Annotated in this window: 27 protein-coding genes; 12 read left to right on the top strand and 15 right to left on the bottom strand. The window is 67.0% G+C overall.

The features are described 5' to 3' along the window. Positions 1 to 16 precede the first annotated feature (16 nt). Positions 17 to 1,279, top strand: a complete 1,263-nt coding sequence (locus EH209_RS13110) for a DUF7344 domain-containing protein (RefSeq protein WP_126663312.1) — start codon at positions 17 to 19, stop codon at positions 1,277 to 1,279. Positions 1,280 to 1,627: 348 nt separating this feature from the next. Here EH209_RS13110 and EH209_RS13105 read toward each other — a convergent pair whose 3' ends face one another. Then, positions 1,628 to 2,572, bottom strand: a complete 945-nt coding sequence (locus EH209_RS13105) for a calcium/sodium antiporter (RefSeq protein ID WP_126663311.1) — start codon at positions 2,570 to 2,572, stop codon at positions 1,628 to 1,630. 166 nt (positions 2,573 to 2,738) lie between these two features. Here EH209_RS13105 and EH209_RS13100 point away from each other — a divergent pair, with 166 nt between their 5' ends. From EH209_RS13100 to EH209_RS13080, 5 genes are all read left to right on the top strand, one after another. Then, complete coding sequence (locus EH209_RS13100) at positions 2,739 to 3,548, top strand: shikimate dehydrogenase (RefSeq protein WP_126663603.1); 810 nt, start codon at positions 2,739 to 2,741, stop codon at positions 3,546 to 3,548. A gap of 80 nt (positions 3,549 to 3,628) precedes the next feature. Then, entirely contained in the window at positions 3,629 to 4,441 is an 813-nt protein-coding gene (locus tag EH209_RS13095) for a DUF4332 domain-containing protein (protein ID WP_126663310.1), read from the top strand. A 129-nt stretch (positions 4,442 to 4,570) separates the two neighbouring features. Further along, entirely contained in the window at positions 4,571 to 6,169 is a 1,599-nt protein-coding gene (gene pabB / locus EH209_RS13090) for an aminodeoxychorismate synthase, component I (protein WP_126663309.1), read from the top strand. Beyond that, positions 6,162 to 6,869 carry an anthranilate synthase component II gene (locus EH209_RS13085; RefSeq protein WP_164722042.1) on the top strand — a complete coding sequence of 236 codons (708 nt, stop codon included), beginning with the start codon at positions 6,162 to 6,164 and terminating at the stop codon, positions 6,867 to 6,869. Before pabB ends, EH209_RS13085 begins: the two co-directional genes overlap by 8 nt. Then, complete coding sequence (locus EH209_RS13080; RefSeq protein ID WP_126663308.1) at positions 6,862 to 7,776, top strand: aminotransferase class IV; 915 nt, start codon at positions 6,862 to 6,864, stop codon at positions 7,774 to 7,776. Before EH209_RS13085 ends, EH209_RS13080 begins: the two co-directional genes overlap by 8 nt. 24 nt (positions 7,777 to 7,800) lie before the next feature. Here the strand turns inward: EH209_RS13080 and EH209_RS13075 are convergent, their stop codons facing one another. Beyond that, positions 7,801 to 7,998 carry a hypothetical protein gene (locus EH209_RS13075; protein ID WP_126663307.1) on the bottom strand — a complete coding sequence of 66 codons (198 nt, stop codon included), beginning with the start codon at positions 7,996 to 7,998 and terminating at the stop codon, positions 7,801 to 7,803. Positions 7,999 to 8,206: 208 nt separating this feature from the next. On the opposite strand from EH209_RS13075, the gene EH209_RS13070 reads away from it, so the two are divergent. Further along, positions 8,207 to 9,520, top strand: a complete 1,314-nt coding sequence (locus tag EH209_RS13070; protein ID WP_394343695.1) for an MATE family efflux transporter — start codon at positions 8,207 to 8,209, stop codon at positions 9,518 to 9,520. A gap of 27 nt (positions 9,521 to 9,547) precedes the next feature. On the opposite strand, the gene EH209_RS13065 is transcribed toward EH209_RS13070, so the two are convergent. Next, a complete protein-coding gene (locus EH209_RS13065) occupies positions 9,548 to 10,678 on the bottom strand; it encodes a saccharopine dehydrogenase family protein (protein WP_126663305.1) in 1,131 nt (376 codons plus the stop codon). A gap of 91 nt (positions 10,679 to 10,769) precedes the next feature. On the opposite strand from EH209_RS13065, the gene EH209_RS13060 reads away from it, so the two are divergent. Continuing rightward, positions 10,770 to 11,219, top strand: a complete 450-nt coding sequence (locus tag EH209_RS13060; RefSeq protein WP_126663304.1) for a Rieske (2Fe-2S) protein — start codon at positions 10,770 to 10,772, stop codon at positions 11,217 to 11,219. A 42-nt stretch (positions 11,220 to 11,261) separates the two neighbouring features. Here the strand turns inward: EH209_RS13060 and EH209_RS13055 are convergent, their stop codons facing one another. Beyond that, entirely contained in the window at positions 11,262 to 11,624 is a 363-nt protein-coding gene (locus EH209_RS13055) for a DUF7344 domain-containing protein (RefSeq protein WP_008896608.1), read from the bottom strand. A 205-nt stretch (positions 11,625 to 11,829) separates the two neighbouring features. Further along, positions 11,830 to 12,126: a transcriptional regulator gene (locus EH209_RS13050; RefSeq protein WP_126663303.1), complete on the bottom strand. Its 297-nt coding sequence runs from the start codon at positions 12,124 to 12,126 to the stop codon at positions 11,830 to 11,832. A 142-nt stretch (positions 12,127 to 12,268) separates the two neighbouring features. On the opposite strand from EH209_RS13050, the gene EH209_RS13045 reads away from it, so the two are divergent. Next, on the top strand, positions 12,269 to 13,243 hold the full coding sequence (locus EH209_RS13045; RefSeq protein WP_126663302.1) for a sugar phosphate nucleotidyltransferase: 975 nt from the start codon (positions 12,269 to 12,271) through the stop codon (positions 13,241 to 13,243). Positions 13,244 to 13,373: 130 nt separating this feature from the next. After that, entirely contained in the window at positions 13,374 to 14,099 is a 726-nt protein-coding gene (locus EH209_RS13040; RefSeq protein WP_126663301.1) for a hypothetical protein, read from the top strand. 131 nt (positions 14,100 to 14,230) lie between these two features. Here the strand turns inward: EH209_RS13040 and EH209_RS13035 are convergent, their stop codons facing one another. The 10 genes from EH209_RS13035 to EH209_RS12990 form a co-directional block, all read right to left on the bottom strand. Continuing rightward, a complete protein-coding gene (locus tag EH209_RS13035; protein ID WP_249038794.1) occupies positions 14,231 to 15,148 on the bottom strand; it encodes a hypothetical protein in 918 nt (305 codons plus the stop codon). A 216-nt stretch (positions 15,149 to 15,364) separates the two neighbouring features. Then, on the bottom strand, positions 15,365 to 15,829 hold the full coding sequence (locus tag EH209_RS13030; RefSeq protein ID WP_126663300.1) for a YciE/YciF ferroxidase family protein: 465 nt from the start codon (positions 15,827 to 15,829) through the stop codon (positions 15,365 to 15,367). Positions 15,830 to 15,892: 63 nt separating this feature from the next. Next, entirely contained in the window at positions 15,893 to 17,440 is a 1,548-nt protein-coding gene (locus tag EH209_RS13025; RefSeq protein ID WP_126663299.1) for an FGGY-family carbohydrate kinase, read from the bottom strand. Positions 17,441 to 17,531: 91 nt separating this feature from the next. Beyond that, the gene (locus EH209_RS13020) at positions 17,532 to 18,257 is read right to left on the bottom strand and encodes a diphthine--ammonia ligase (RefSeq protein WP_126663298.1); all 726 of its coding nucleotides are present in this window, start codon (positions 18,255 to 18,257) and stop codon (positions 17,532 to 17,534) included. 55 nt (positions 18,258 to 18,312) lie between these two features. Next, positions 18,313 to 19,650, bottom strand: a complete 1,338-nt coding sequence (locus EH209_RS13015) for a DUF373 family protein (RefSeq protein WP_126663297.1) — start codon at positions 19,648 to 19,650, stop codon at positions 18,313 to 18,315. 96 nt (positions 19,651 to 19,746) lie between these two features. Further along, the gene (gene sppA / locus EH209_RS13010; RefSeq protein WP_126663296.1) at positions 19,747 to 20,742 is read right to left on the bottom strand and encodes a signal peptide peptidase SppA; all 996 of its coding nucleotides are present in this window, start codon (positions 20,740 to 20,742) and stop codon (positions 19,747 to 19,749) included. Positions 20,743 to 20,852: 110 nt separating this feature from the next. Beyond that, positions 20,853 to 22,175, bottom strand: a complete 1,323-nt coding sequence (locus EH209_RS13005) for a carboxylate--amine ligase (RefSeq protein WP_126663295.1) — start codon at positions 22,173 to 22,175, stop codon at positions 20,853 to 20,855. An 88-nt stretch (positions 22,176 to 22,263) separates the two neighbouring features. Further along, a complete protein-coding gene (locus tag EH209_RS13000; protein WP_126663294.1) occupies positions 22,264 to 22,563 on the bottom strand; it encodes a hypothetical protein in 300 nt (99 codons plus the stop codon). 261 nt (positions 22,564 to 22,824) lie between these two features. Then, positions 22,825 to 23,706: a coiled-coil protein gene (locus EH209_RS12995; RefSeq protein WP_126663293.1), complete on the bottom strand. Its 882-nt coding sequence runs from the start codon at positions 23,704 to 23,706 to the stop codon at positions 22,825 to 22,827. A gap of 455 nt (positions 23,707 to 24,161) precedes the next feature. Continuing rightward, positions 24,162 to 25,250, bottom strand: a complete 1,089-nt coding sequence (locus EH209_RS12990) for a tubulin/FtsZ family protein (protein ID WP_126663292.1) — start codon at positions 25,248 to 25,250, stop codon at positions 24,162 to 24,164. A 141-nt stretch (positions 25,251 to 25,391) separates the two neighbouring features. Between EH209_RS12990 and EH209_RS12985 the strand changes: the two genes are divergently transcribed. Together EH209_RS12985 and EH209_RS12980 are read left to right on the top strand one after the other, a co-directional pair. Further along, a complete protein-coding gene (locus tag EH209_RS12985; RefSeq protein ID WP_126663291.1) occupies positions 25,392 to 25,817 on the top strand; it encodes a DUF5791 family protein in 426 nt (141 codons plus the stop codon). 139 nt (positions 25,818 to 25,956) lie between these two features. Next, complete coding sequence (locus EH209_RS12980) at positions 25,957 to 26,859, top strand: SDR family oxidoreductase (protein WP_126663290.1); 903 nt, start codon at positions 25,957 to 25,959, stop codon at positions 26,857 to 26,859. Positions 26,860 to 26,974: the final 115 nt, after the last annotated feature.

Genomic DNA, 26,974 nt, shown 5'->3' with positions numbered 1-26,974 from the left:
CTGTCTTTATCGTTCAATGAATTCCCGCACTGCTCTCGAAGGAACAACCGTCGCATTCGATGGCCTCTCCGCCCCCCGACGGCGGTATCTCCTTTCGGTCCTCTACGACCGGCAGGAGCCCACGTCGCTGGAAACACTCGCGACGGAAGTGGCCGTCCGCGAACACGCTTCGCCGATCGTCACCGACGAGCAAGTCCGGACCGCGCACATCGAACTCGTTCACAACCACGTCCCCCGACTGCTCGAGGCCGAGTTGCTGGTCGAGGAACCAGCCACCGACGGAACGCAGCGGATCGCCCTCGCCGGGCGGTCGCTGTTCGACACCGACTGGGTGACGTTCCTGCTCGAGAACCCGACCGGGGGACAGGACTGGGACGAACAGCGGGTGAACCGAACGCTTGAGACGTTGGGTCCCGCCCGCCGCCGCGAGATCTGTCGCATCCTCGCGAGACACCCCGACGGGTTCGCCGTCGCGGACCTCGCAGCGATCCTCGTGGCGCACAGCGAGGAAACGCGACTCGTCGACGTCGACGAATCCGCGCGGGCGCCGGTCGAGACGCAACTCGTCCACGACGATCTGCCCGCGCTCGAGAACGCCGGTCTCGTCGCGTACGATCGGGCGGACGGAGCCGCCTCGATCGAGACCGACGCGGCTCTGTGGCGAGCCGAGTGGCTAGCCGAAGGGCCGCTCGCGGACGTGTGCTCCCTTCTGCGCGGGGACCGGTTGGAGAAAGACGGCGTCGACGAGGAGAGCGAATCTGTCGACGGGTCGCTGAGCGCGGGCGCCTGCCGGACGCTCGAAGGGACCGAAACCGTCGTCGCCAAGAGCTGCGAGATCGCGGACAACGCCGAGGAGGAACTAGTCGTGACGGTGCCCGACACGGGGCTGCTCGGGCGGCGCTGTCTCGAGCGCTGGCGGGCCGCCGCCGACCGCGGGGTCGACGTCTACGTCGGCTCGCGGTCGCCCCGCGTTCGGGATACCGTCAGGTCGGCCGTTCCCGAGGCGACCATCTGCGAGCCTCAGTGCGACTGGCTGAACTTCCCCGCCGGACGGATCAACCACGGACACGTCGTCTTCGCCGATCGCGAGCGCGTGCTGCTCGTCACACGCGCCGACGAGCCGTCGGCGCCGGCGGGGACGGCCGCCATCACCGGCGACGGTTCGGAGAACGCGCTGGTACGGCTCGTCCGCGAACACGTCGGGCCGCGGCTGGACCGCCTGCAGTCTCGGTGTGCCGACGAGCTCCCGGACGCGGAATCGACACCGCTACCGCTTTAGCTGTCGCTGCCACGCTGGTGACGAGGGCTCGAGACGACGGTCCAACGACTACGCCGCCTGTGAGTGGTTCGATTGAGTATCGCAAAACCACACTGTCAACTTAATTTGTGGTGAGTACAGTGGGTGACAATCGCTTCGAAACGTCCAACACACTCGCGGTTATCGTCGGTATCGGAATCGCGGTAGCGTCGTAGCGGTTCCTTTCGGAGTTCGGTGCGCTCGTCTTGGATGTCGTCGTTGCCGTCGTCATCGTCGCGGTACTTCCGGCCACGTTTTTCCGCGGCTAACGGATGAATCGGAGACTGGCGTCGAGGCCACTCGCGAACCGGTCGATCGACCGCGCATCGATCAGGGAAGGAGCAAGTAGATGAACGCGCCGTATCCGACGACGAGCGCGGCGCCGTCGCGTCGCGTGAGCCGCCGTCCGTACCCCATCATCGCGACCAGCAAGACCGTGAAGACGATCAGGAATGGGAGTTCGAGCCGGAGCGTGCTCGAGGCGATATCGATCGGCGTGATCAGGGCGACGATCCCCAGCACCGCGAGGATGTTGTAGATGTTCGAGCCGACGACGTTGCCGATGGAGAACGCGGTCTCGCCGCGGACGGCGCTGACGACCGACGCCGCCAGCTCCGGCAGCGAGGTGCCGAGCGCGAGCACCGTCAGGCCGATAAAGAGGTCCGAAAAGCCGAGCGCCGAGAGCAGCCCGGTGCCACCGGAGACCAGCCACCGCGATCCGGCGACGAGCGCGATCAGTCCGCCGCCGACGAGCGCGACGTCCCGGGGCGAGATCCCGTCTCCGGCGTCCGGATCGTCCATCATCGGCGCCGGGTTGGCGTTGACGTAGTAGAGCAGGTAGCCGGTGAAGCCGGCCAGAACCAGCAGGAAGACCGCGCCCTCGAGGCGGCCGATCGTCCCGTTGGCGCCGAGGGCGACCAGCAGTATCGCCGCGAACACCATGAACGGGACGTGCCGGCGCATGACGATCGAACTGACCTGCAGGGGTTTGATGAGCGCGGAGATACCGAGCACCAGTCCGATGTTGGCGATGTTCGAGCCGATGACCGCGCCGAGGCCGATGTCGGTCGAGACGTTCAACGCGCCGATCGTCGAGACGAACAGTTCCGGCGCGGTCGTCGCGAAGGCGACCACCGTCACGCCGACGGTCGCTGCTCGGAGGCCGATCCCGAGCGCGAGTCGACCGGCGCCTGCGACGAGGAGTTCCGCGCCGCCGTAGAGCGCAACGATACCGGCCGCAAGGAGCGCGAGATAGAGCGGGATCCCGGAAAGCATAGCGGCGGCTACTCGCGAGCCGTTCAAAAACGATCCGGAAGCGAGCGGCGTGTGGGGGCCGGTGACCGATCGCCGCGCGAACGGCGACAGTCGATCCGAACGGCGGACTCGAGGCGTCGAAGTCGCACCGATTATAGTCCCCTCCGCGCGACTGTGGAGTATGGCTATGGACGTCTTCGGGTTGCTCGGTAACCCGGTCGGACACTCGCTATCGCCGCCGATGCACGACGCCGCGTACGAGGAACTCGGCCTCGAGGCTCGCTACGTTACCTTCGAGCCCGAGCCCTCGGAGATCGAGGACGCGATCGACGGCGCCGAAGCGCTGGGTATCACGGGACTGAACGTGACGATCCCCTTCAAGCAGGACGTCCTCGACTGCGTCGAGGCGGACGACCTGGCGACACGGATCGGCGCCGTCAACACGATCGACTTCACCGGCGAGGGTGCGCCGACGGGCCACAACACCGACGCGGTCGGCGCCCTGCGCGCCCTACAAGATCACGGCGTGACGGTCGACGGCGCACGCGCGGTCGTCGTCGGCGCCGGCGGCGCCGGCCGAGCCGTCGCCTTCGGCCTCGCAGACGCGGGCGCGACGGTCGAAATCGCCAACCGGACCGCGTCGACGGCCCGCGACCTCGCCGACGAGGTGCCGGGCGCGACGGGCCACGGCCTCGAGGCCGATACGCTCGCCGACCTGCTTGCCGACGCCGACGTGCTCGTCAACGCTACCAGCGTCGGAATGGAGGAAGACGAGACGCCGGTGCCGGCCGCCGCGCTCCACAGCGACCTGGCCGTGCTGGACGCGGTGTACCGGCCGCTCGAGACGCGACTCCTGCGGGACGCGGCCGCGGCCGGGGCGACGACCGTCGACGGCGCGTGGATGTTGCTCTATCAGGGCGTCGAAGCGTTCGAGCTCTGGACCGGGCGGGAGGCGCCGGTCGACGCGATGAACGCGGCGCTTCGTGATCGGCTCTGAGCCGGGTCTACGGCCGGAATCGGCGGCCGAGATCCGAGTATCAGGCGAATTTAAGTGAGGGAGCCGACTATATCGCCATAATGGCAATCCTCCAAAAGCTGAAGTCGCTGCTCGGGTTCGGTGATTCGGACCCGGAGCGAGGACGCGGTCGAGAGGTCGGGGTAACGGTCGAACGGGAAGGGTCGCGGGAGGACGAGGCCGACGCCGAACCGACCGAGACCGAACCGGAAACGGAGACGGCGCCGGCAACGGAAACGCCGGCGCCCTCGAGTTCGACGAGCGTCACGGACGAAACGGTCGCCGGAACTGAGGAGCCGGCCGTCGAGTCCGACGAACCGTCCGTCGACACCGAGGAGTCGGCCGTCGACGCCGACGAATCGACAGCCGACGAATCGGCCGCGTCGTCGGTCGACGACTCCGAAGTGGAAGAGGCGACCGCCTCCGACGCGGAAGACAAAACGGCGGACGTCGAGGACCTGCCCGACAGCACCGCGGATGCCGCCATCAAGGAGGCGGAACCGGACGCCTCGACCGACGCGGCGGACGAGGAATCGACCGACGCGGATGCGACGACCGAACCGGAAACGGAGTCGGAACCGGCGGCCGCCGCGGAATCCGACGAGGAACCCGCCGAACCAAAGACGGCCGACGAATCCCCAGAAACGGACTCGGAGACGGCGGCCGAACCGACGGAGGCGACAGACGACGAAGCCACCAAGGAGCCGGTCGACTCGATCAAAGGGATCGGCCCCGCCTACGCGGACCGCCTCGCCGCCGCCGGCGTTGAAACGGTCGGCGAACTCGCCGCCGCCGACGCCGCCGACCTGTCCGAACAGACCGATATCTCCGAAAAGCGCATTCAGGGCTGGATCGACAGAGCGGACGTTCGCTAGTCGACGAGCCCTCTCCCCACGCTCGGCCGTTCGAAACCCCCGCTCTCCCGACGGCCGCTCTCGGCACTCTCGTTTTCCGCCACTCTCGAAACCGCAAGAGGATTAGGCTCTCGCCCCCTTCCGAGAGGCATGAGCGATCCGCGCGTCGTCACTTCGCTCGCGTCGTTTCGAGCCGCCGCCCGCGAGCGACTCGAGGGTGGCGACGCCACGCCGACCGATGACGCGCCACCCGACGACGCGACGCCACGGGCGTCCGGCGTTCGAATTCCGATCGAAGCTCGCGTCGCCGTCGACGATCCGTTTCTCGCCTATCGACGAGCGCGCGATTCCGATTCTGGCGGTGCCTTCCTCGAGACGACCGGCGGCCAGCCTGGCTGGGGCTACTTCGGCGTCGACCCCGTCGACCGGCTGACGGTCGGGCCGGACGCGGTCGCACGAACGGACGACGGCGATTCTCCGACGCTGGCCGCCCTCGAGGGACTCCTCGAGAGTGATCGGCTAGTTCGCGGCGACTGTTCGGTTCCCTACCCCTGCGGGGCGATCGGCTGGCTCTCCTACGACGTCGCCCGCGAACTCGAGTCCCTTCCCGAATCAGCAATCGACGATCGGGGGCTGCCCCGCCTCGAGGTCGCCGTCTACGACCGGCTGGCGGCCTGGGAAGCGCCGACCGACGACGGTGCGGTGACGCTGCGGGTGACGGCTTGCCCGCGAGTCGCGGTCGACGACGGCGACTCCGACGAGGGGCTCGAGGCGGTCTACGAACGCGGCCGCGACCGAGCGCTCGAGCTCGCGCGGGCCGCCCTCGAAGGCGATCCGGCGGTCGGCGAGCCGTCGGTGGCGACGTCCGAAGCGACGTTCGAGAGCGACTGCGGCCGCGAGGCGTTCGCTGAGCGCGTCCGCCGGGTCAAGGAGTACGTCCGAGACGGCGATACCTTTCAGACGAACGTCTCCCAGCGGCTGGTCGCCCCCGCGGCGGTCCACCCCGTCGCGGCCTACGGCGCCCTCCGACGGGTCAACCCCGCGCCGTACTCGGGGCTCCTCGAGTTGCGCGCGGCCGATCTGGTGAGTGCGAGTCCTGAGCTATTACTGGAACGAAATGGCGACTTCGTCCGGACGGAACCCATCGCGGGCACGCGACCGCGCGGCGAGACGGCCGAAGACGACCGAGAACTCGAGGAGGACCTCCTGAGCGACGAGAAGGAGCGCGCCGAACACGCGATGCTGGTCGATTTAGAGCGCAACGACCTCGGGAAGGTCTGCGAGTACGGCTCCGTGGCGGTCGACGAGTACCGCCGGATCGATCGCTACTCGGAGGTGATGCACCTCGTCTCGAACGTGACCGGGCAGTTGCGCGACGACGAATCGCTGGCCGACGCTATCGCGGCGGTCTTCCCGGGCGGTACGATCACCGGCGCGCCGAAGCCGCGGACGATGGAGATCATCGACGAACTCGAGGCGACCCGACGGGGGCCCTACACGGGTAGCGTCGGTATCTTCGGCTTCGACGGGCAAGCGACGCTGAACATTATCATTCGGACGCTCGTCCGCCACGCCGCGGAGTACCACCTCCGCGTCGGCGCCGGGATCGTCCACGACTCCGACCCCTACCGCGAGTACGACGAGACCCTCGACAAGGCCCGCGCGCTGATCGCGGCCGTCGACGAGGCGCTGGGCGAGCGGGCCAGAATGGCGCTCGAGGCCGAGAGCGAAGGTGAGCAGGATGAGTGACGGACGCGGCACCCGGGAACGAGCGCCAGCGAGTGACCGCAGCAAACGGTTGCTGGTGGTCGACAACTACGATTCGTTCGCGTATAACCTCGTCCAGTACGTCGGCGAGGTCGCCGACGAGGTCGTGGTCCGGCGCAACGACGAGATCGATCTCGCCGATCTCGAGTCGATCGATCCCACAGGAATCGTCGTCTCGCCGGGACCGGGAACGCCGGAGGAGGCCGGCATCTCGATCCCGCTGTTCGCCGAGACGGAGTATCCGATTCTGGGCGTCTGTCTCGGCCACCAAGCCCTCTGTGCGGCCAACGGCGCGCCGGTGGTGCACGCGCCCCACGTCGTCCACGGCAAGCCCTCGGCGGTCGAACACGATGGAGACGGAATCTTCGCGGAATTACCGGAGACGTTCCAAGTCGGGCGGTATCACTCGCTGGCGGTCGACCGCGCGGACCTACCCGATTCGCTGCTCGAGACGGCGCGGACGACCGACGAGCGCGGCGTGCTGATGGCGGTCCGTCACCGCGAGAAGCCCCACGTCGGCGTCCAGTTCCACCCCGAGAGCATCCTGACGCGGGGCCACAACGACGCGGCCGGCGACGACGGCATCTCGCTGCGGGTCGGAAAGCGCATGGTCGCGAACTTCTGTCGGTTCGCCGCGGAAGCGACGGCAGAGCGGAAGAGCGGGGAGACGCAGGATGACTGACGCCGACCACTACTACCACGTCGACGGCGAGATCGTCCCCGCGAGCGAGGCGACCGTCAGCGTCGACGACCGAGGCTTCCGGTACGGCGACGCCGCCTTCGAGACCATGCGGGCCTACGGCGGGACGGTCTTCGCGTGGGAGCGCCACTTCGAGCGCCTCGAGTCCACCTGCGATGCCCTGTCGCTCGCACACGGCCTGACCGAGGCTGACCTCCGCGAGCGGATCGACGCGACCCTCGCCGCGAACGACCTCGCGGACGCCTACGTGCGGCTCTCGATCACGCGTGGCATCCAGCCGGGAAAACTCACCCCGCAGCCCGAGGTCGATCCGATGGTGGTCGTTTACGCCAAACCGCTCCCTCGCGGGGGGCTCGAGGGTGAGTCGGTCTGGGTGGAGCCTGCGACCGTCCGCTCCATCGAGACGCGCCGAGTGCCTGACGAGGCGATCCCGGCTGGGGCGAAGACGCACAACTACCTGAACGGAATCCTTGCGCGCGCGGAACTACGCGAGAGCGGGGCCGGTAACGAGAACGAGGATGGTGTGGCAGCGGATGAAGCGCTCATGTGCGACCTCGAGGGGGCGGTCGCGGAGGGTGCGACGAGCAACCTGTTTTTCGTCCGCGACGGCGCCCTCCACACGCCGACGACCGACGGGGACGTGCTACCGGGGATCACCCGCGAGATCGTCCTCGAACTGGCCGCCGAGAACGGAATTCCGACTCAGGAGGGACGATATGACCTCGCGGACGTGCTCGAGGCCGATGAGGCGTTTCTGACGAACCGGACCTGGGAGCTACGTCCGATCGCGGCGCTCGACGGGCGGACGATCGGCGGCGGCCCCGTAACGGAGCGACTCTCGTGGCTGTACGACGAGCGCGTCGAGCGAGTCTGTTACTCGTCGAGCTAGCTCCGCGCGGGGATCGCGGCTGCCTTACGCGTCGGCGGTCCGCAACGGAAGCGGCGGAATCGCGATCGTCAACCCGATTCCGGACCCGATTATCTGGCCAACGTACTCGAGGGGTTCGAACCGACCGAAGACGAGGACCTCGAGACCGCCGAGGAAAAGGAAGGCGACAATCGCCCAGCACGCGAACGAGAGCGCGACGTTCCGGACGATCCACTCGCTCATTTTTCGGGTATCACTTCGGATAGCAATCTGATAAGTGTGTCGCGAACCACACTGCCGTCGCGCCGTCTCGAGTGAGCGGACGTTCCCTCGAGTACCGATTGCAACAAGTTCAAGCCTCGGACGCTCCGAATTTAGAAGCGTGCTCCCCGGAGGACGACGGCGGTTGTTTGCCGTCTGGCGGCGCGTGTTCGACCTCTCGTGGCCGGTGATGATCGAACAGTTCCTCCGGACGATGATGCGGACGACCGACGTCGTCGTCACCGGGCTGTTCTCGCCTGCAGCGGTCGCGGCCGTTGGGTTGGCGGACCTCTATGCGCGACTGCCGCTTCGAATCGGGCTCGGCCTCGGCAGCGGCGTCATCGCCCTCTCGAGTCAGGACACGGGCAGCGGCGCGACGGGCAATCGCGACGAGGCGATCACGCAGGCGATACTGCTCGGCGCGGTCGCCGGGCTCCCGTTCGTGCTGTTCGGTGTTCTCGTCGGCGAGCGGGCGATCGGCGTACTGGGCGCCGAGCCCGAAGTGGCCCGCATGGGCGGGCTCTACCTCGCGATCATCTTCGCGACCAGCCCCGCCCGCCACGTGGCGCTGGTCGCCGCGCGCTCGATTCAGGGGGCTGGCGACACGCGGACGCCGATGTACCTCAACGTCGTCTCGAACGGCCTCAACATCGTCGGCACGCTCGTCCTCGGGTTGGGACTAGGGCCCGCCCCACGGCTCCACATCCTCGGCGTCGGTATCGCGACCGCCTTCGGCAACGTCTTCTCCGCGCTCGCGCTCGTCGCCGCGATCCGCGGGCCGTGGACGCCGGCGAACTTCGTCCGCCCCCGCCAGTGGACGGTCACGAAGCAACTGCTCGCGATCAGCGCCCCGCGCATCGCGGAGGGGCTGGTGACGACCGTCCTCGAGTTCCCGTTCAACTCGATCCTGCTGGTCTTCGGGACGGACGTCAACGCGGCCTACCAGATCGGCCGGCGGGTCTACCAGCAACTGACCAGCCCGCTCTCGCGGGGGTATCGGACCGGCACGAGCATCGTCGTCGGGCAGACGCTCGGCGACGGAGATCCGGCGGGCGCGCGGTACAACGGGTGGGCCGCGGCCGCGCTCGGACTCCTAACCGTCGGCTCGCTCGGTGGCGCGATTTTCGTCGGCGCCGAGGGGATCGTCGGCGTCTTTACCGACGATCCGTCGACGATCGGCTACGCGGCCGGCTTCGCTCGCGCGTACGCCCTCGCGGCGCCGGCCACCATCCTCTACGTCGTGCTCTCGGGGGCGCTCACCAGCGGCAGCGACACGCGGACGCCCTTTATCGCCCGCGTCTCGGGGATGGCTGTCGGCATGCTCGGCGTCTCAGCCGTCGGCGGGATCTATCTCGACTACGGAATGCCGGCGGTGTACGCCTCCATCGTCGTCTTCTACGTCTGGGCGATGGGCTACGTCGCCATCGGCTACTATCGGGGCAGCTGGGTCGAACGAACGCAGACAATGATGAACGAGCGCGGCAGCGCGCCGAGCGAGGACTGACCCAGTCGTCGCACTCGAGACAGATCGTCAGTCGGACTCGAGGGCGGACCGTTCGGGTTCGGCCGACTCGGCCGGCGCCTCGAGGAGTTCGCGCTCGGTTCCGGAAAGTTCGAGAACGAAATCGGAATCGAACGCCGAGGAGGGCGTCTGAAAGCCGACCGGCAGGCGACCGCGACTGCTCCGGCTCCGCTTATTCCCGTCGATAACGCGTTTGGCGGCGCTCACCGCGGCCTCGGCCGTCAGCGCGTAGGGGTTCGGGGCCCGGAGCCGGGCGCGGGCGCGACGCCCGGTCGTCTCGTCGACGGCCTCGCCCCAGACGGTCGCGGCGCCGGTCGAGCGGGCCGCGTCGTCGGGACCGTCGATTCGAGCGTCGACGAGGCGCTCGAGCGCGGCTTCGACCGGTCGGCGCTCGAGCAGCCAGCCCAGCGAATCGACAGCCGAGAGCGCGCGGGTCGCCCACGACGGCGCGGCCGCGTAGACTTCGATCGAGTCGATGCCCGTGCTGTGGGCGGCGGTGACGACGTCTCCCCACGGAATCGTGACGGCGTGTTCGGGGCCGTCGCCGAAGTCGATCTCGCGGCTCCGGTAGGCCATCGGGACCTTGATGAGTCGGCCGTTGCGCCGAACGACGCCGTCGTCGCCGAGGTGTTCGACGAACGTCCGGGCGGTGCCACGAGAGAGCCCGCCGCCGCCCTTGATTCCCAGCGAGAGGGCGGTCGCCTCCGGCAGCTGCGAGTGGAGAAACGACGCCAAGCAGTCGGTGGGAACGACGTCGAAGCCGACCCCGGGTAGGAGCGTGATTCCCGCTGCCCGGGCCGCCTCGTTTCGGCGACGGAGCCGTTCGAACGCCTGGAACTCGCCACTGATGTCGAGGTAGTGGGTGTCGGTCTCGAGACAGGCATCCACGAGGGGATCAACCGTGTTCACGAACGGCCCGGCGCAGTTCAACACGGCGTCGAACGACCGAAGGTGGGCAGCGACGTCCGCGGCGTCGCTCAGATCGAAGGTTCGCCCTTCGACGCCGAGTTCGTCCGCCTGCCGGGAGACTGCGCGACCGTTGCGACCGGCGACGACGGGGGACCCTCCTCGAGAGACGGCTTCGCGGGCGATCAGTCGGCCGGTGTAGCCGTAGGAGCCGTAGATGAGAAGGGAGTCCATAGCCGTCGTTTGGCACTCGGGATGTTAAATCTGCGTCAGACGTTCGCGCGATCGAAACGTTCACGACGGCGGACTGGTAACCGAGCGGGCGATGAACGCGTCCCAACGGATCACCGCGCTCGAGGACGTGCCGACGGATTCGACGGTGCTCTTCCGGGTGACCGACGACTCCGACGGCGAGCGGGAGGCGATTCTCGTGGCCACCGAAAACGGCGACGACGGAACCGACGGCGAGCCCGAGGCAGACCGACTCGCCTGCTGGCTAAACTACTGCCAGCATCTCACCCACATCAAGATCGACAAGGGGTCGGGCGCCCCGATGCGAAGCGGGGAACTCGTCTGTGCCAACCACGGCGCCTACTTCGACGCCGACTCCGGGGAGTGTACGTACGGCCCCTGCGAGGGCGCTTACCTCACCGATCTCGAGGTGACGGTCGACGACGGCGACGTCTACCTGACCGACGACGACTACGAGTACGTCGGCGCGGGACCGGTCGACGACGGCGGCGATCTCTCCTCGAGTTCCAACGTCAAAATATAGTCCCGTTCGGTACTCTCCGGGGTTTCCCGAGTACGTGGCCGGCTACTCGAGGCCAATCGGGACGACGAGGTCGCGCTCCTGGTCGTACTCGAGCAGGCCGGCGTCGACCAGTCGCGGCAGGTGGTCGTGATACAGCGAGAGATAGATCTCGTGGACGCGCTCGGCGGAGATGTTCGGAACCTGGCAGCCGGTTTCCCGGACGGCGACCTCCTCGGCGGCGTCGGGCAGCGTCAGCGACTCGCCGTAGGTGCGCATCACCGACAACAGTAGTCGGCGGCGCTGAGCGGCCAGTAGTCCGAACGCGTCGTCGACCGTCTCGGCTGACGCGTCACAGCCCTCGAGTTCGTCGAGGACTGCCAGCACGAAGTCGACACAGTCGGACTCGGAGTTGGGTGTGGCAGTCATTCGTAGCCTCCATGTCCTCTTGAAACGGACGGACGCCTGCATCGGAGGGACGAGAACGGTCGCAGGCGCCGATGGGACAGCGGATCAACCATCCGTTCGCTCGAGGGTCTGTACCGATTTCTCGGGAGCACAGTAAATATTAGTATCGAATCCGTCCCAGATTCCCTCGCCTGGGGTGACTCTCGCCGTCTCGGGACTGTTTCGATTACTCGATCGTCAGGGTCGGTTCGGTGACCGACTCGCTCTTGCAGTTGGGACACCGCGAGGGGAGGTTCAGGAGGTCGTCGAAATCGTCGAAGCCGCAGTCCCGACACATCGGCGGTGCGACAAGTAACTGTTCGTCCGCGTCGTTCCCACCGATCGATCGGGAGACGTGTTCGGCGTGGCGAACCACCGATTCCGGCGTCAGATCGAGCCGGACCGCGAGTTCGCTTGGCGTCGCGGGATCGTCTCGGAGAGCGTCGGCGAGTCGCTGTCGCGTCGTTTCGTCGGCCTCGCGCATACATCCGAAAAGCGGCCGTCCGACCGTTAGCCTGTCGGTCGTCCACCTCGAACGACGGTCGCGTTCGACGCCGGAATCCGACGACGGCGAGGCGGTCTCTGAAAGGGTAAACCACTTATCACAGGCAGATGAATGACGAGCCATGAAAGCCGTGGTCCTCGCCGGCGGGTACGCGACTCGAATGTGGCCGATCACGAAACACCGACCCAAGATGTTCCTCCCGATCGGTGACTCCACCGTCATCGATCGCATCTTCGCCGAACTCGAGGCTGACGACCGGATCGACGAGGTCTTCGTCAGCACCAACGAGCGGTTCGCCCCCGATTTCGAAGCCCACCTCGCCGACAGCGAGTTCGAGAAGCCGCGGCTGTCGGTTGAGGATACGACCGAGGAAGACGACAAGTTCGGCGTCGTCGGCGCACTCGCGCAGCTGATCGACCGCGAGAACGTCGACGACGATCTGCTGGTCATCGCCGGCGACAACCTGATCAGCTTCGACGTCGCGGACTTCGTGGACTACTTCGAGGACCACGGTACGCCGACGCTGGCCGCCTACGACGTCGGCTCCCGCGAGAAGGCCAAATCCTACGGCCTGGTCGAACTCGAGGACGAGCGCGTCGTCGACTTCCAGGAGAAGCCCGACGATCCCAACAGCACGCTCGTCTCGATCGCCTGTTACGCGTTCCCGCAGGACTCGCTGTCCCTGTTTCCCACGTACCTCGAGGAGGGGAACAACCCCGACGAGCCGGGCTGGTTCATTCAGTGGCTCCAGAACCGGGAAGCGACCTACGCCTACACCTTCGACGGCGCCTGGTACGACATCGGCACCCCCGAGAGCTACCTCGACGCCGTCGGCTGGCACCTCGACGGCGACTCGCTTGTCGCCGACTCTGCGACCCTCGAGAACGCTTCGGTCGGCGACAACGTCCACGTCATGGGCGACGTCACCCTCGAGAACACCGATCTCGACCACGCCGTGATCTTCCCCGACGCGACGGTCCGGGACGCCGACATCCGTCGCTCGATCATCGACGAGGGCACCCACCTCGAGGAGTTGGATCTCGCGGGTGCGCTCATCGGCGCCCACACGACGATTACGAACCACCACGGAGAGTAACCGACGCGTCGACCGCCTGAACGGCGAAACGGTCGCTGGATAGTGGGTCCCGGACGACCGAACCTCAATTTCGGAGTGAACTGGTCGATACAGCTATCAGTCTCCCGTGAGATGTGTGTCGACGAAGCGCATGTCACGGACGGTTCAGTCGGTTCTCGACCGGTACGCCGAGGGCGTTCCCTACGAGCAACTCGCAGTCGCCTTCCGCAAGCGCCGCCGCTGGACCGGCGACGATCCGCGGCTGTTGCTCGCAGAGGCGGCCGCGTCAACGACCGGCCAGCGCTTTCTCGCCGGCGTGAAACCAACCGTCGAGCGGTTCCGCGAGGCGTTCGTCGCGACCGATCGGATCGAGTCGCTGGCTGACCTCGCCGCCGTCGATCCCGAGGACGACACCCTCGTCGCGGCCGTCGGCGCCCAGCGCAAGCGACGCGTTCTGCTCGAGGCCGCGGCCGCGCTCGCAACTCGGCCGGCGGCCGACGATCGCTCGGCGCTGATCGGCTGGGCGGAAACGGCGGACCACTACCGCTACGACGAGGACCCGATCGGTTCTATCGCCGGCGTCGGCCCCGCAACCTTCCAGTACCTGCGCCAGCTCGCGGGCGTCGAGACGATCAGGGCGGATCCGACCGTCGTCCGGCTGATCGACGCCGTCGCCGACGACCTCGAGTCGTCGCCGCTGGACACCGCGAGCGATCTCCGGACGATCGCGTCCGGCGAGTGGCTGGCCCTCGAGTCGTCGTACTCCGCGCTCGAAATCGACCGGCTCGCGTGGTGGACGGCCACGGACGCCGACGACCGCGCGGCCGTCCTCGAGGTCCACGGCTCGCCGGCCACCGCTGTGACCGACTGCGAATAGACGGGCTCGAGCGACGGCTGACCGTCTCGGACCGGACGAATACTACCGGGCGACTAGGAAGAGAACGGAATCGCGTCGATTCACGCCGAGAATTTCTCCCCTCGAGTTTGGACCGAATCGGGCCGAGCGCGTTAGCTGCTGGTGTTCAGATACTCGTCGGTCGACATCTCAAACACGATCGTCACGAGTCGACCGTCCTGAGAGATGTCGTCCAGCTCGACGTCCGCCGACTGATACTGCGATTCGATTTCGTCGCGGTCGATCCCGGCTTCGCTCTTGTACAGATCGCGTTGCTCGATGGTCGTCCCTGTGCTCTCGACCGTTGCCGTCTCGCGTCTCGCGACGACCGCATCGTCGGACGCGCTTTCGGCGAACGACTCGCTCTGTACGTGGACGAACTCCATGTCGCCGTCGGCGTCCCCGTCGGAGAGCTGCGCGAAGAGATCGCTCTCGTCGGCGAGTCGAGCCGCGTCCCCGGCGTTGGTATCGATCAAGAGTTCGATCTCCTCGCTGGCGCTGAACGACTGGTAGGTGCTCGGCTCCGATCTGATGAGATACTCCCCGTCGGTCGCGACGGTGACGGACGACTCCTCCTCGTCGTAGAGGTCGAATCCCCCGTAGCCCTCCGCCTCGGACACCGACATTTCGTTGATGACCGCCCCGGGATCGAACGAGCCGGCGAGAATCTCGGCGGCGCCCGCGCTGACGACGGCGTCGATCTCCTCGGCTTCGAGGCTCTCGTGGTAGCGCTCCGTCAGGTCCGAACGGAACTCCTCCGCGTACGACGGATCCGCCTCGAGGAGCGCGTTGAGATCCATCTCCATGGCGACGATCGAGTCTCTGGACAACTCGTCGGGATCGTAGGTCCAATCGGTGTACGCGAGTACGTCGGTCTCGGTCTCGGTCCCACCGCCGTTTTCCGCTTTGTCGTCTTCGTCCCCGTTCTCCCCGTCCGTACTGGTTTCGTCGCTACAGCCGGCGAGCGCAGCCAGCAGCCCGACGCTCGTCCCCCCGGCCGTCGCTCGAAGCACCGTTCGTCTCGATTGCATTCTATTCGTGAAAGTCAGTAACACTATAAAATTGTTCTGGCAGCGAGCTAACGCGGGACCAGGCACCCGCATTGCCGTCCTCGTAGATAGAACGGCGGTTTAGCTACACGAAAAGTGCTAGGAAATCTGATGGCAGTTCCGTCTCCATACATATCTGTCGTACCATGCATCCTCTCTGACGGGCGGTCATTCCCCAGGCGAGTCCGTGGCGGCGACTCAGGCCGTCAACGTCCGGACGTTCTCGAGTCCGTTCTCGGCCTCGGCTTTCGTCTGCTCGAGCGGGTCGACGACCTCGTTCGGCAGGTCCATCCGGTCGGCCAGCGTCAGCAGCGTCTCGAGTTTCGTGATCTCGAGGCGCTCGATCCCGCGGCCGAGTTCCGTCTCGACGAGGTCGCCGAGATGCGGGTCTTCGACATCCTGAACGATCTCCTCGCGGTCCTCGCGCAGCCCCGCCAGCGAGGGGCTCTCGAGCGCCCCGGGCTCTTCCTGCACGGCGTCGAACAGCGTTTCGAGTCGCCCGATCTGCTCGGACGTGGTCTCGCTGTGGGCCATGTAGTACTCCTCGATGTCCTCGTCGGTCGCCGCCTCGGCCAGCTCCGACTGGAGGTCCTCGAGTTCCCGTTCGATGTGGTACAGTTCGCGCAGTTCGCGGACGAACAGGTCGCGCTGGGATTCGATCATGCCGTCAGCGACGTCACCGACGAGACGCAAAGAAATTCGCCCGTCAGGTGAAACCAGTTGGACTCACTCCGCGTCCGGGTCGGCCGTCGGTTCCGTTCCCGCCGCGTCCGTGGACGTCCGAAAGGCGGCCTGCGAATCCCAGATCGGCGCCATGTCCGTGCGTGCGTCGCGGTAGGCGGCGTACAGCTCGTCGTACGTCCCGGCGGTCGACGGCCGCGGCGCGTACCGGGTTCGATCGCCCGCGAGCGCGTCGGTCGCGGCCTCGAGGTTCGGGTACGCGCCCACGCCGACGGCGGCGAACGCCGCGGCGCCCGTCGCCCCCGGTTCGTCGTTCGTCGGGACGACGATCTCGGTCCCCGTGCAGTCGGCGACGAGCTGGCAGAGCAGCGACGATCGAGTGCCGCCCCCGCTCAGGGCGATCCGATCGGGGTCGGCGGGGAGGTGGTCCACGCAGTCCCGCAGGGCCAGCGTCAGCCCCTCGTAGGCGCTCCGAACGAGGTGGGCGGTCCCGTGGGTCGGTGAGAGACCGAGGAACCCCGCCCGGGCGTCAGGATCGGTGAACGGTCCGCGCTCGCCGGTCTCGCTCAGATACGGCAGGTAGAGCAGCCCGTCGCTTCCCGCCGGGGCCGACCGAGCCAACTCCTCGAGGTCGTCGAACGACGCGCCGTCGGCGATCGCCGATCGGACCCACTCGAGGGTCCGCGTGCCGGCGTTCGAGCCGATCGCGGTGGTCCACCGGTCGTCGATTCCCAGCGCCATCCCGATCGCCGTCGGCTCCGCGCCGGGGCCGTCGCCGATCACCTGCGTGAACAGCGAGGTACCGATCGAGGCGGCGCCGTCGCCCGGCCGGACGGCGCCGCTGCCGACCGCCGACGCGGCGACGTCGATGGCCCCGGTGACGACCGGCGTCCCGGCGGGCAGTCCGGTTTCGCCGGCGGCCGTCTCCGCGACCGTCCCGACGACGTCCGTCGGCGCGCGGAGGTCCGGAATCAGCGACGCTCGTTCCGGGAGCCCGACCGCTTCGAAGACGGCCGGCTCGAACGCGGTCGTCTCGCGGTCGAGCAACGGCACCGTCGCCTCGGTGGTGTCGGTACCGCGCTCGCCGGTCAGCGAGTACGCGAGCCAGTCCGTACAGGAAAACGCCGTCGTCGCTCGCTCGAGGGCCGCGGGTTCTTCGTCGGCCAGCCACCGCAACACGGGCAGACTCATTCCCGGATACGGACGCGAGCCGCAGATCTCGGCCAGCGTCTCGAGGGTGCCGTCGCGCGCCCAGTCCTCGACGATCGGCGCCGCGCGGCTGTCCGACCAAAGGATAGCGTTCCGGACGGGCTCGCCGTCGCCGTCGATCAGCCAGCAGCCGTCGCCCTGCCCCGTGAGGCCGACGGCTTCGATCTCCGCGTCGTCCTCGCGGGCCTCGAGTTCCGCCACCACTGTTTGGATCGTCTCGGCGGTTACCGACCACACCGCGTCCATCTCCTGTTCGGCCCGGCCGGGTTCCGGAGTGACGACCGACTGGGACGCCGACGCCGTCGCCACCGCACTCCCCTCGCGGTCGTACGCGACGACCTTGACGTTCCGCGTGCCCGCGTCGATGCCGAGGAAGACGTTCATCGGTGGAACCAGTCGGGCAGACCCTATTGAAACCTCCCCTCGAACGCCGCCGCTCGCTACAGTTCGCTACTCGAGGGGCGTCCGTACTTCGCTACTCGAGCCGCGCATCCGTAATCCGCAATCGCCCGCGAGTCCCGTCCCACTCTTTCTCGTACTCGAGGCCGATCTGCCGATCCATGTGTGGTCCATCAACGACCAGCGTCTCGAACTCGCCGCCCTCCCCGAGGATGTGGACGCCGTACTCCTCGTTGAGCGCCTCGAGTTCCTCGAGCGCCTCATGATCGAGCGTCCGGCCGAGCCACGACTCATCGAGTCCGTGGGCGGCGACCTGGATGATCGCGATCTCGAAGTCGGCCTCGAGCATCGCGTCGGCGAGCTCTCGGGGGTCTTCCTGCCAGAGGGGGGCGAACAGCTCGCAGCCCAGCCGGTCGCACATTCCCTGAATGCGGCTGGTCTGGTACTCGCTCTCGACAGCGCCCGCGGTGACGCCGGCGATGCCGCCCTCGAGGTCCGCGTCGAGGTCGGTCAAGGCGGCCTCGAGCGGCTCGAGTTCGTCGTCGCCCTGCGCGCCGGAGTCCGCGGCGGCGGCGGCCTCGAAGTCGTCGGGTTCGACGTCGATCAGCGGAATCCCGATGCTCTCGGCGGCCAGCGCCGCCAGTTCCGTCGCTGGCACGTGGTACATGTACGAGTCGCCCGTTGGGTGGACCGTTACGAGGTGAGAGACGTCGCGTCCCGTCTCGAGGGCCCGGTACAGCGCCCACGAGGAGTCCTTGCCGCCCGAGAAGAGGCTCACCCACGTCCCGTCTGCGTCGCTCATGGGAGATCCGTTGCTCCAGAGGAGTATATGGGTGACGAGTCCGGTCGCCGACGGCTCACTCGGCCGAATCGGCGTCGGTACTCGAGGAAGAGTCGGTCGCCGACTCCGAGCCCGACTGCGGCGCCGCACCGTGATCGGCGTCGGCGGCGTCCGTCGGGGTCGTCGGCGGCCCGCCGTCGGTGAGTTCCGACGTCGAGTCGGCGTCCGCGGACGGATCCGACACCGTCTCGCCCGTCCGTGGGGACTCGGGGCCGCCGTCGGCAAGCTCGCCCTCCTCTCGACTGGCGCTGAAGTACGACGCGACGTGCGCGCCGACGAGACTAACCACGATCCCGGTCACGACGAACAGCGCGAGCCGTTCGCCGGCCGACACCACGAACTGCTCGTTCGAAATAACGCCGAGCTCGTAGGCCGGCACCACGAACGGGTCGATCACGCGCTGTTGCTCGAGGAAGTACGCCGAGAAGCCCCGGACGACCAGCCCGACGGCGATAACGATAAAGGGGAGATTGAGATACGAACTGCGGATCGGTCCGTCGCCGATGGCCTCGTCGAGCAGGCGGCCGGCGCTGGCCGTCAGCGCGGCCATCGCAAGCCAGGGGACGCTGTTGAAGGCGAACTGCATCGCCGGCACCACGACGCCGGGGGTATCCTCGAGCGTCGAGACGCCTAACGCGCCGGCGAAGACGCCCACGAAGGTCAGCCCCGCGGCAACGACGTAGGTGACGACCGAGACCTGGCCGGAGTACAGTGATTCGCGCACCTGATGGGCGACTCTCGTCACCCGCTCGTCGATATTGAACCCCTTGTAGAGCAGGAAAACGCCGATGACGGTCGTGATCGCGGCGGCGCCCTCCGCGGGACCGACGAAACTCGCGAGCATCGGGAAGACCAGCAGCGTCAACCCGATCGGTACGAGGACGGTCTGACGCAGTTCCTCGTCGGCGAGGAACTGCTTGAGCAGGTAGTAAGTCGACTCGATATCCCGGGCCTGACGGACGACGACGCGGTCGACCGAATCGACCCGGACCCGGCTCTCGACGATCGGAACCAGTCGCTCGTCCTCCGCGCTGTCGATGACGACGACCGCGGAGTCGGGATCGTACTCGGCAACGAGTTCGTCCAGTTGCGTCGCGACGGCTCTGTCCGCCGAGACCATCGACTCCCGGTCGCCCGAGACGACCGCGACGACGACCTCCTCGTTCTCGTCGCGGAGGTTTTGGGCGACGCGCAACGTCTCGAGCAGGGAGTTGACTCCCGAATCTTCCGGATCCGCCAGTCCAACGTCGGTCACGAGCGCGCGGATCGCCTCCCAGCCCACGACTGGAGAGCGCAGTCCGGTCTTGCGACCGACGTCGTCGGTCCGGTCGAGACAGACGACCAGCGTTGTCACGGTAGGCGATGCATTCCGTGTGACGATAAAACCACTTACTCGTTCGACGCGATCGAGGCGCCGAGCGATCGACGAGAACGGCCTGCGAGCGTTCGATCAGGTCCGCAGGCGGAACTCCCGGTCCTCGGCGAGCCCCGAGATGCCGGCCCCGAAGGCGTAGGCTACTTGCTGTGCGCCGGTGCCGATGCGGGCCATCAGCGGCCGTTCGGGCTCGAACTCCTCGACGCTGATCTCGTCGCGCTCGAGGCGATCGGCCAGTTCGTCCTCGATCTCTCGGCGGGTGCCGAGGCGATCGACGAGCTCCAGGTCGTGGGCCTGTTCGCCGAGATAGATTCGCGCCTCGGTGTCGCGGACGAACTCCGCGTCGAGGTCGCGGCCGTCGCTGACCCGCTCGACGAACGTGTCATAGTAGTCGTCGATCAGCCCCTGCAGGTACGCGCGTTCGTCTTCGTCCATCTCCTTCAGAGGGGTGCCGGCGTCCTTGTAATCGCCGGCGGCGAACCGCTCGTAGGAGAGGCCGACCCTCTCGGCGAGGTCGCTGGCGTTGACCCGGGAGCCGATGACGCCGATCGAGCCGACGATCGAGCCCTCGCGAGCCCAGAGTTCGTCGCAGCCGCTGGCGATCCAGTAGCCGCCGCTGGCGCAGACGTCGGTTGCGTAGGCGATCGTCGGCCCGTCGAACCGCGCGGCCGCCAGTCGGATGTCGTCGCTGGGGACGACCTCGCCGCCCGGCGTGTTCAGCTTCAATAGGAGAGCGTCGACGCTGTCGTCCTCGTCGGCCCGATCGATCTGGTCGACGATGTCGTCGGCCGGCGTCCCCCGCGGACTCGAGGGGAGCGACCCGCCGCCGCCGTCGCGCGTGATGGGACCCTCGACGGCGACCTCGGCGACGTCGTAGTCGGGGTACAGCGACGCGGCGATATTGCTCGAGAAGCGAACGCCGAGCGCCACGACCGCGAGCGCGACGAGCACGCCGAGTAGCTCCGCCAGCGAGTCCGGATAGACGACGAACAGCGCGAACCCGGCCGCGGCGAAGGCGACGACGCCGACGACGACGATCAGCAGTCGGTCGATCCGTTCGCTACCGATCACAGCGGACACCTCGTCTCATACGACTATCTCCGTACGGTACCCGGTAAGCATTGGCGGTTCCGGCGACCTGTCAGCCCGCGGTCTCGGGGGGCCGCGAGCGACGCGCCGATTCAGTCGTCGAGTCCCTGGGACGTCTGCGACGGCGACGCCCCGTGCGAACGCGTCGATTGTGGCGGTACGTCCGTCGGATCGCGGTCATCGGCCTCGCTCGAGTCGGCGGCCGAATCCGACGTTGATCGACTCTCGCGGTACGCTTCGACCAGATTGATGCCGTCCCGGACGAACGGCAGCGGATCGTCGGCTACCGCGTAGTCGAACCGCGGCTGACTGACGAGCGACGTCGCGACGTCGCGCATCTCGCCCGTGAGCGACGGGCGTTCGACCATCGGGTACTCCTTGGTCGCCACGCTGTGGAGATAGCTGAGCTCCCCCCGGAGCAGGTGGCCGCCGATCCCGACCTCGTAGGTGTCGTCGGACGCGACCGGTTCGCCGATGGCCTGCTTCCAGTAGTAGCGGGGGAAGTCCGCGCCCGCGCGGACGGAAAATGGCAGCGACGACCAGAAGCGCGGGTTGATCTCCATGAGCTTGTACTCATCGTCGACGGGGTCCCGAAGGAACTCGACCATCGCGAGGCCGTGCCACTCGAGTTCGTCCAGCAGCGCTCGGCCGGCCGCCTCGAGGTCCGGATCGTACACCGACTCGCGGTAGGCGCTGGGGCCGCCACAGTACTCCCAGCCGCGGCGCTGGCAGTGCTGGAAGGTGGCGACCGGGTCGCCGCGGTCGTAGAGGGCGAAGAAGCCGAATTCGCGGGAGTCGGGGATCCGTTCCTGGACCAACGGGACGTGCCCGCGGCGCTCGACGACGGTCTGGAGGTCCGGCGGCGTCCCCGGCTGCTGGTATTCCGTCGAGCCGATCTCGATCTCGTCGGCGCTCGGATCGAGATAGGCGGGCGCGGCGACCGTGTATCGGGGCTTTACGATCGTTTCCTGGTCCCAGTCGGTCCACTGATCGAGCAGCGCGGTCTCCGGGACCGCCACGTCGGCCGCGTCGGCGGCGGCAAAGAGTTCGACGCGGTCCTGAACCCGTCGGAGCGTTTCGAAATCGGGCCAGTTCGTGTCGACCACGTCGGCGAACGCCGCCTTGCGATCGGCGAGGACGTAGACGTCCTCCTCGCGGACCGGGATGATCGTTCGGACGTCCGACCGCTCGGCGACCGCGAGCAACGCGTCACCGTAGGCGGACAGATCGTCGGCCGGATCCGGCAACTCGACGAACTCGTCGCAGTACGTCGATCGGGACGCCGGCGTCGTCGACGACTCGGAACCGACGATCGTACGGATGCCGCGCGGTCGCAGCGAACGGAGACAGGCGACGGTACTCGGTGCATCGATGCCGGGTATCAGGACGCCCGCATCGTCGTCGTGTCGATCCATGCTCGAAGCACTGTTATCAACTGTCATCGGTATAGGCTCACTAACTCGAATCGGGGTCTGCTATCGGCCGGTCGGTTCCACGGGTGCACTAGTAGGGACCGTATACCCGCTGTTCGCAGTCGGTCTCGACGGATCGCTCCGGACGCGACTGCGGGGACGGTACCAGCTTGTGGGCGGACGCAGCGACTGTTTCGACGACGGCGTCGAAACCCGTATAGCTTCGCTCGGAACGATCACCGTCCGCGACGACCGTTCGGTCATCGACGACCGTCGCTCCCGGGCCGTCTCGCCCGTCCTCCGGTCCGTGGGGATCGAGTCCGCTACCGAACTCGGCGGCGGTACCGCGGCCGGTCGGTCGCTCGGCTACTCGATTCGTGTCCGTATCCATTACGCGCTCGTCTACATCCGACCCCGGCCGGCACTAAAATAGCTCACCCTGCTTACACGCCGTGAGAATTTTTCTGCCGGTCGAAGTGAACGGTCGGCCGCAGTCGATCTCGAGAGCGAGCGCCCGAGTCAGCGCTCCGATTAATCGACCAGCGACTCGCGGTGTCGCTCTCGAGCGCGCCGGACGGACTCCCGTCTCGAGGCGCCGGCGTCGAAAACGCAGCAAAGAGAGAAAACCGAACCGCCGGTAGACGAGACCGATCTAGAGCAGACCGGTCTTCTGGAGTTTCATCAGGTCCTCGGTGTCGAGGGTCTCGCCCTCCTTGAACTTCTGATAGATCTCCTCGGCCTCTTCCTTGGCCTCTTCTTTCTTCTTGTCGCGCTCGGACTTGCGCTCTTCCTCTTCCTTCTTGTCCAGTTCGCGCAGTCGCTTCTGGACGCGGACGAAGTCCTCGTGGTGCTGGTCGGCGGCCTCCTGGGCCTCGACGAACTTCTCGTGCATCTCGTCGGCTTCGTCGCGGATGTCGTCGGCCTCCCGATAGGCCTCGATCATCTGGTTGTGATGTTCCTGGGCCTTGTCCGCGAGCTCGGTCACTTTCTGGTGGTGCTGGGAGGCTTCCGATCGCACTTCCTCGGCTTCCTCGACGAGCTCCTCGAGATCCTCGTTCTGTTCGAGTTTCTCCTTTCGGGACTCGTACTCCTCGCGCTTAGACTCGATCTTCTCGATGAGCTCCTTCTCCTCCTCGCTCGAGAGGACTTCGGTCTGCTGCTTAAACTCGAGTTCCTCGATCTCCTCCTCGAGTTCCTCGAGGTCCTTGCCCTCGTCGAGCTCCATGTCGGACTTGAGCTTCTCGACCTTGTCGAACAGCTCATTGGCCTCGGCGTTGAGCTCGTTGCGGCTTTCCTTGTGCTCTTGGACCTGCTCGTTGAGCTCGTCGCGTTTCTCGCGGTGTTCCTGAGCTTCGTCGACCTTCTCACGTGTCTTCGCGTTGAGGTCGTCGCGCTTGGACGCCCGCTCGGACGCCATCTGGTTGAGCTCGTTTCGCCGATCCCGCAGTTGACCGGCCATCTTGATGAGCTGCCCTTTCGATTTGTTTTCGAGGTCGTCCTCCGTCAGTTCGATGTTCTTTGATTCGTCTACCATGTATTATTCAAACCTCTGTGCCATACCCGCACCGGGGATGTTCGCCCGTTTCACAGACGGGACACCCGTCGGTCTGACGGGTACCGTCGAACGGAAACGAGCGGCTGTACACAGCATCTGCTCACGATCTGCGAAACCTCGGTGAATAAGATTTCCTGTCATCGATCGTCGAGCGATACGCGCCCCGGTGGCGTTCTGGTAGCCGTATCTATTGGCGCCTTCAATTTAAACCTACCGGTCCACAACCCCCTGAAAACCGTTGGCAGGACCGCCCTCTTACTGTGATGGACTGTGTCATGGGTTCCGAGAGTGCTTATAAATGACACTGCTCGTTATCCCTCGTCTCTCTTATTGGTCGGCTGGTTAATCGGCGACGTCCTCGGAGAGTCGGAGCCCGCAGACCAGTTTCGGATCCGAAACGAAATACTTGTCCGAGTGTCCGTCGGAAACCGCGGCTAAAAGAGATCCTCGAGTCGATCGTCGGCGAACTGTTCGGCCGGATCGGTCTTCTCCGCCTCGCGCTCCTGGGCCTTTTTGGCCTCGCGTGCGCGCTCCATGAATTCCTGAATGCGATCGGACCGCTCCGCCCCGCCCAGCAGGACGAGCGCACCCAGTCGGTCGCTCTCGAGCGGGAAGTCCCCGCCCCGGACCTGCATGCTGCCGGTCTCGTCCTCGAGCCAGCGGCGAGCCCGTTCGACGCCCTTGCGCGGGATGCGGTCGGGTTCGCCGGCGACGACCAGCAGCGCCGAATCGGCGGTCGTCGCGTCCGGGAGGCTGGTACCCGTCAGCAGCGCCTGCCGCGAGACGCTCATGGCCGTGTTGACGTTCTCGGCGCTGTCCTCGCTGGCGACTTCGGTGGCGTACCCCAGGGCGGCGATCCCGCCCGCCCGCAGCGTGTTGATGACCTCGCTCGAGTCAACCACGCTCTCACCAACTCCTTCGACGGCCTCGCCGGAAGCGAAGAGCAGGCCGACCCGCTTGGCGATCCGCTCGTTGATCGTCTCGAAGGCGCCCTCGACGCTCTCGCCCTGTTCGTGCCAGGCGTCGTTGTCGACCAGCAGCGTCGCGTCGGCCTCGCGAACGATCGTCTTCAGCGACCGACCCGCGTTGGCCTGGTAGAGCGCGCCCTCGTTGCGCCCCGGGAGGACACCGAGCGCGTACACGGGGATATCGTAGATCTGCTGGAGGTGGTGGACGACGACCGGCGCGCCGCCGCTGCCGGTGCCGCCGCCGAGGCCGGCGACGACGAAGATCCCCTCCGCTTTGGAGGAGACGCGGCCGTCGAGCGCGTTCATCACCTGCTGGATGTCCGCCTGCATGATCTCGGTCCCGAGTTCGTTGTCACCGCCGACGCCGTGGCCGTTGACGCGGTCGGCGCCGATCAATTGCGTGTCGACGTACTCGAGGGACTGGAGGTCCGGTTCGGCGGAGTTGACGGCCAGCGCGCCCTGAACGGCTCCGAAACCCATCTCCGCGTCGAAGCGGGTGAGCCGTTCAGTGACCTTGCCACCGGCCTGACCAACACCGATCAGGGCAACTTTCATATCACGCTCATGTAAGTATGCCCAGTTGAACGTTCCGGTGGACAATTGCAGCGAACGCGGTGGTTCGAGCCGACAGCCATCGACGGGCCGCCGGCGGGTTCAATAATAATACCTTTCAACGCGATGCCCGTTCTTCCGGGCATGTTCTACGAGCAACGGATGAACGCCCCGGACTCGCCCGCCGACCTCCGCGCCGAGTACGAGGACGACCTTCGGGCGGTCGTCACCCAGCACGGCGTCGACGCCGTCGTCGGTCGGACCGACGTCGACCGCGAGACCGCTGACGCGCTCCTCGAGGGGGACTCGCCCGATCTCACGCTCCTCGAGGCGGCCCAGATCCAGGCGCTCGCAGACGGCGAGCCCGAGCCCGACGAGATGGTCGAGATCGCCTGCGACCACCTCCTGTTGGGGATGACGACGGCCGTCCTCGACGTCGACGCCGTCGAGAGCGAGCTCGCGATCGAGATGGACGCAAAGGAGATCCAGCAGAAGATCGAACGCCGCGCGCCGATGTCCTTTGAGGAATTCGTCCACGTCCAGTACGTGATCGCCGACGGCGCGCCCTGAGTCGGGACGCGGCGATCGACGACCGTTGACAAGACACGAGAGCCGCGTGCGCTGCACACTCCGTTTCCTCCGCCGTGAAGAATCCGATAAACGTCTCCTCGAGCAGTGATATTATGGTCGTTCACCCGCGAGTCGACGTATGAACGTTGCAATCCTGGGCTGTGGCCACGTCGGCCTCGAGTTGGGCCGCCAACTGACCGACCGCGGTCACGAGGCGATCGGCGTGCGCCGATCCGACGAGGGGGTTCAGGCGATCGAGGACGCCGGCTTCGAGGCCGTGCAGGCGGACGTCACCGACCACGAGGGGCTCGCGGCCGTCCCGGACGTCGACGCCATCGTCTTCGCGGCCAGCAGCGGCGGCCGCGGGGCCGAGGCGGCCCGCGAGGTCTACGTCGAGGGGCTCCGGACGGCCGTCGAGCAGTTCGGCGGGCGCGAGAACTCGCCCGAGCGGCTGGTCTACACCTCGTCGACGGGGGTCCACGGCGACCACGACGGCGACTGGGTCGACGAGGCGACGCCGATCGAGCCCACGACCGAGAAGACCGAGGTGCTCGCCGAGGCCGAACGAATCGCCCGCGAGTTGCCCGCCGAGTACGGCTTCGAGGGTTCCGTCGCGCGCTACGCCGGCCTCTACGGCCCCGGCCGCTACCGTCTCGAGCGGTATCTCGAGGGGCCCGTCACCGAGGGCTACCTGAACATGGTCCACCGCGACGACGCCGCGGGGGCTGTCCGCTACCTGCTCGAGGAGGATCGCGCGCGCGGCGAGGTCGTCCAGGTGGTCGACGACGAACCCGCCCACAAGTGGGAGTTCGCGGACTGGCTGGCCGAGCGGTGTGAGGTCGAGCAGCCGCCCAAACAGACGAAGGCGGAGCGACTGGCCGACGACGACGTCTCCGAGGCCGGCAAGCGGCGCATCCTGACGAGCAAGCGCTGTGCCAACGAGAAACTGCGCGACCTGGGCTACGAGTTCGCGTATCCGACCTACCGCGAGGGGTATCAGGACGCGATCGAGGCCTACCGGGACGGCGAGCGAGGGATCTGAGCCACTCGAGGACGTCCGACGAGAATCGAACGGCCAGCGGTACTCCGACCAGGCGCTGAGCGGCCGGCGACACGCCAACCGAGAACCGAGTAGCTGGCGACGCTGCGACCAAGAA

Source organism: Haloterrigena salifodinae, assembly GCF_003977755.1.
Taxonomy (GTDB): Archaea; Halobacteriota; Halobacteria; order Halobacteriales; family Natrialbaceae; genus Haloterrigena; species Haloterrigena salifodinae.
This window is presented reverse-complemented; position numbering and strand designations above follow the sequence as displayed.